General features: G+C 71.4%; 5 protein-coding genes. 1 reads left to right on the top strand and 4 read right to left on the bottom strand.

Going from position 1 to position 3,636, the window contains the following annotated elements; genetic code table 11:
* Window positions 1-51: 51 nt before the first annotated feature.
* Window positions 52-966 carry a DMT family transporter gene (locus VR44_RS13430; RefSeq protein ID WP_045947702.1) on the bottom strand — a complete coding sequence of 305 codons (915 nt, stop codon included), beginning with the start codon at window positions 964-966 and terminating at the stop codon, window positions 52-54.
* A 208-nt stretch (window positions 967-1,174) separates the two neighbouring features.
* Window positions 1,175-2,095, bottom strand: coding sequence for an EamA family transporter (locus VR44_RS13425; RefSeq protein WP_045947701.1), 921 nt, complete (start codon window positions 2,093-2,095; stop codon window positions 1,175-1,177).
* 177 nt (window positions 2,096-2,272) lie between these two features.
* Between VR44_RS13425 and VR44_RS13420 the strand changes: the two genes are divergently transcribed.
* The gene (locus VR44_RS13420) at window positions 2,273-2,782 is read left to right on the top strand and encodes a MarR family winged helix-turn-helix transcriptional regulator (RefSeq protein WP_045947700.1); all 510 of its coding nucleotides are present in this window, start codon (window positions 2,273-2,275) and stop codon (window positions 2,780-2,782) included.
* A gap of 138 nt (window positions 2,783-2,920) precedes the next feature.
* On the opposite strand, the gene VR44_RS13415 is transcribed toward VR44_RS13420, so the two are convergent.
* A complete protein-coding gene (locus VR44_RS13415) occupies window positions 2,921-3,160 on the bottom strand; it encodes a hypothetical protein (RefSeq protein WP_045947699.1) in 240 nt (79 codons plus the stop codon).
* A gap of 20 nt (window positions 3,161-3,180) precedes the next feature.
* The coding region (locus tag VR44_RS13410; protein ID WP_045947698.1) for a 4-alpha-glucanotransferase at window positions 3,181-3,636 on the bottom strand (456 nt) is incomplete at its 5' end.

The following is a 3,636-nucleotide window of genomic DNA, read 5'->3' as shown; positions in this document are numbered from 1 at the left end:
GGTCCGGAGGATGCGGAGTTTCTTGATGTCCCAGTCCGTCACGGGGCGAAACTACCGGCGGGTCGCGCTGGCCAGGGCCACGCCGGCCAGGATCAGGGCCATGCAGAGGAGCTGGGTGGGGCCCGTCCGCTCGCCCAGCAGGAGCAGGCCCAGGGCGGCGACGCACACCGGCTGGAGGTAGTAGACGACGCCGGCGCGGGCCGCGCCGATCAGGGAGACGGCCTTGTTCCAGGCGAAGAAGGCCACGGCGGAGGAGAAGACGCCGACGTAGAGCAGCGGGCCGACGGTGGCGGGCGTCGCCTCGAAGCCGCCCTGGACGTGGAGGGATATCGCGTACGCCGGGGCCAGCATCAGGGCGCCGAGGACGAAGGTGGTGAGGAGGAAGGCGAGTCCGCCGATCTCGGCGGGCTTGCGCTTGAGGAGTGCGCTGTAGGTGGCGAAGGAGAAGGCGGCCGCGAACATCCACAGGTCGCCGGCTCCGAAGTCGAGGGTCAGGGATCCCTTGCCGACGAGGAGGAGGACGCCGGCGGCCGCCAGCAGCAGGCCGAAGACGCGCCGGGCGCCGAGCCGTTCGCCGCCGAGGCGGGCGTAGAGGGCCATGATGACCGGCGAAGCGGCCATGATCGTGCCCATGTTGGAGGCGGAGGTGGTCAGTCCTGCCTGGTGGACGAGGGTGTTGTAGAGGGTGACGCCGAAGAGGGTCGCGAGGCTGATGTAGCCGAGGTGCCTCCGGATCAGGGCCCGCTGCTGCCAGGCCTGGCGGGCGGCGAAGGGGGTGACCGCGAGGGCGGCTATGCACCAGCGCCAGAAGACCGCCTGGACCGGGGGGACGGTCCCGGACATGCCGCGGGTGGCGACGAAGCTGCCGGACCAGACGACCGTGGCCAGCAGGGCGAGGAGTACGCCGAGTCCCACGGCCCCCTTCTTGCCCGTGCTGCTCGTGGTCTGCTGCCGGTCCTCTCGCATTGTGGTCCGGGCGCGGTCCGTGACGGCCACTTGTGGTCTCCCCTTCGGGTGGTGCGGTGTGTGGTGGGATCACCGTCGCATCCCATGACCGTCCAGGTCCATCGAAAGATTTCGATGGGTTGTTTCAGGAGAAATGAATGGTCCCCGGGAGGTCTGGGGACGACCTCCCGGGGACCCGGGGGAGGGTAGTGGTCTCGGGGGGGGCGGATCAGGCGACCTTGATCTTCGGGGTTTCGGTGAGCGGGGCCTGCTGCGACTCGGCGGCCTTCGGCTTCGCCGCGCGGCCCGGGAGCTGGCCGAAGACCGTGGCGCCGAAGGCGATCACCATGCCCAGGACCTGCACGGGGCTCAGGGCCTGGCCGAGGGCGGCCCAGCCGATGACGGCGGCGGTGAGCGGGGAGAGCGGGCCGAGCAGGGTGACCGAGGTGGCGGAGAGCTTGCCGATGCCGCGGAACCAGAGGAAGTACGCGGCGCCGGTGTTGATCAGCATCATGTAGCCGTAGCCGAGGAAGGCCTTGCCGTCGAGGGCCGGCGGGGCGCCCTCGATCAGGGCGGCGATCGGGATGATGACCAGTCCGCCCGCGGTGAGCTGCCAGCCGGTCACGGCCAGCGGGCCGACGCCCTCGGGGCGTCCCCAGCGCTTGGTCATCACGGTGCCGGCGCCCATGGAGGCCGAGGAGACGATGCCGGCGATGACGCCGACGAGGTCGAGCTGGGCCTGGGAGGTGAGGACCACCATGCTGACGCCGAGCGCGGCGACTATCGCGGCGAGCACGTTGCGCAGCTTGGCCTTCTCCCCCAGCAGCAGGGCGGCCAGTCCGACGACGAACAGCGGGCCGGCGGAGCCCAGGACGGCGGCGACACCGCCGGGGAGGCGGTAGGCGGCGAGGAAGAGGAGCGGGAAGAAGGCGCCGATGTTGAGGGTGCCGAGGACCGCGGACTTCCACCACCAGGCGCCCTTGGGGAGGGCCCGGGAGAGGGCGACCAGCAGGAGACCGGCGGGCAGGGCCCGCATCGCGCCGGTGAAGAGCGGCCGGTCCGGCGGCAGCAGCTCACTGGCGACGAAGTAGGTCGAGCCCCAGGAGATGGGGGCGAGTGCGGTCAGGACGATGGTGGTGACTCGGTTCACGGTCACTCACTCCTCGGGCAGGTGACGGGTACGGCGGGCGGAGATCTTGGCCGCGACCTACCCGGGGGCCCGTCCCGGCCTCCCCGGGTAGGTCGCTGGTAAGTAGCTTAGCACTAAGCTACTTTTTGGCAAGCTACTTCCTTGTGGGTGAGTAAACGGAAGCTGATACTTGGGGCTATGACCGCACTGAAGAAGGACATCGCCAAGGACGCCGTCGACGCGATCACCGACCAGTGGTACGCGGTGCGTCCCGACCTGGACACCACGCCGATGGCCGTCTTCGGCCGGATCTACCGGATCTCGAAGGCCATGGGAGACGCGGTGGAGCGGGCCTACAACCGCCATGGGGTGTCCCGCGGGGAGTTCGACGTGATCGCCACGCTGCGCCGATCCGGAACCCCGTACACGCTCTCGCCGCGCGAGCTGTCGGCCACCCTGATGCTCACGACGGGCGGTATGACCGGGCGCCTGGACAAGCTGGAGAAGGCCGGGCTGCTGACCCGCAGCCCCGATCCGCACGACCGGCGCGGGCTCCAGGTCACCCTCACCGACCGGGGCCTCGCCCTCGTGGACGAGGCGGTCACCGCCGGCATCGAGGTGAACCGTGCCGGCCTCGCCGACTTCAGCCCCGAGGAGGTCGAGGAGCTCGGCGGGCTGCTGCGCAAGCTCCTCGCCGGTATGCCCTGAGGACGGGCACGGCCCCGGGCCGGCGTCGGCGCCCGGGTACGCCAGGGCGCCGGAGGTCACGAAGGGGCCGGCTCACGCCGGCTCCACGGACCTCCGGCGCCCGGAAGTGCTGGAGTTATGGGACCGCCCGGGGGCGGGTCAGCCCTGGTTCGGCTGCTTGCGCGACTTGTCGCCGACCATCACGAGACCCGCGATGACCAGGAAGATCACGATCGGCAGGGCCACGTACAGGCCGAGCGTCTCGCCGATGCTCAGCCCCTTGCCCGGGTCGTCGCCGTCGTCGCGGGTGAGCGCCAGGGCGGGAGACGTCATCAGCAGCATCATCAGCGCGGTTCCGGCCGAGACGGCGCCGGCGCGCAGAGCGTTCTTCTTGTCCACGGTGCAAACGTAGCGAACACCTAAAGCGGGCGCGCGCCCGGGGGTGCCGTACGGGTCCGTGCGCCCTCCCGCACAGCGCCCAGCAGGGCGTTCGCCCGCGGCGAGGCCGTCAGGGCCTCCAGCGTCAGCGGCCTGCCCGCCTCGTCGGCCAGCGGCAGCCGCCAGTTGGGGTACTGGTCCCAGGTGCCCGGCAGGTTCTGCGGCCGCCGGTCCCCCACCGCGTCGGGCAGCCATACGCCGACCAGCCGGGCGGGCGTGCGCAGCAGGAAGGCGTACAGGGCCCGTACGGCGCCCTCCTCGTCCTTGGCCTCCAGTCCCAGCCCGTCCAGCACGCGCAGCCACCGCGCGGTGTCGGCGGCGTCCTCGGCCCGCTCCTCCTCCACGGGACGGGTCAGCAGGCCCAGCCGGTCGCGGAGTTCGACGTGGGCGCCGGCCAGTTTGGCGGCGGTGGGCGGGAGGTCGTGGGTGGTGACGGT

Source organism: Streptomyces katrae, assembly GCF_000966975.1.
Lineage (GTDB): Bacteria > Actinomycetota > Actinomycetes > Streptomycetales > Streptomycetaceae > Streptomyces > Streptomyces katrae.
This window is presented reverse-complemented; position numbering and strand designations above follow the sequence as displayed.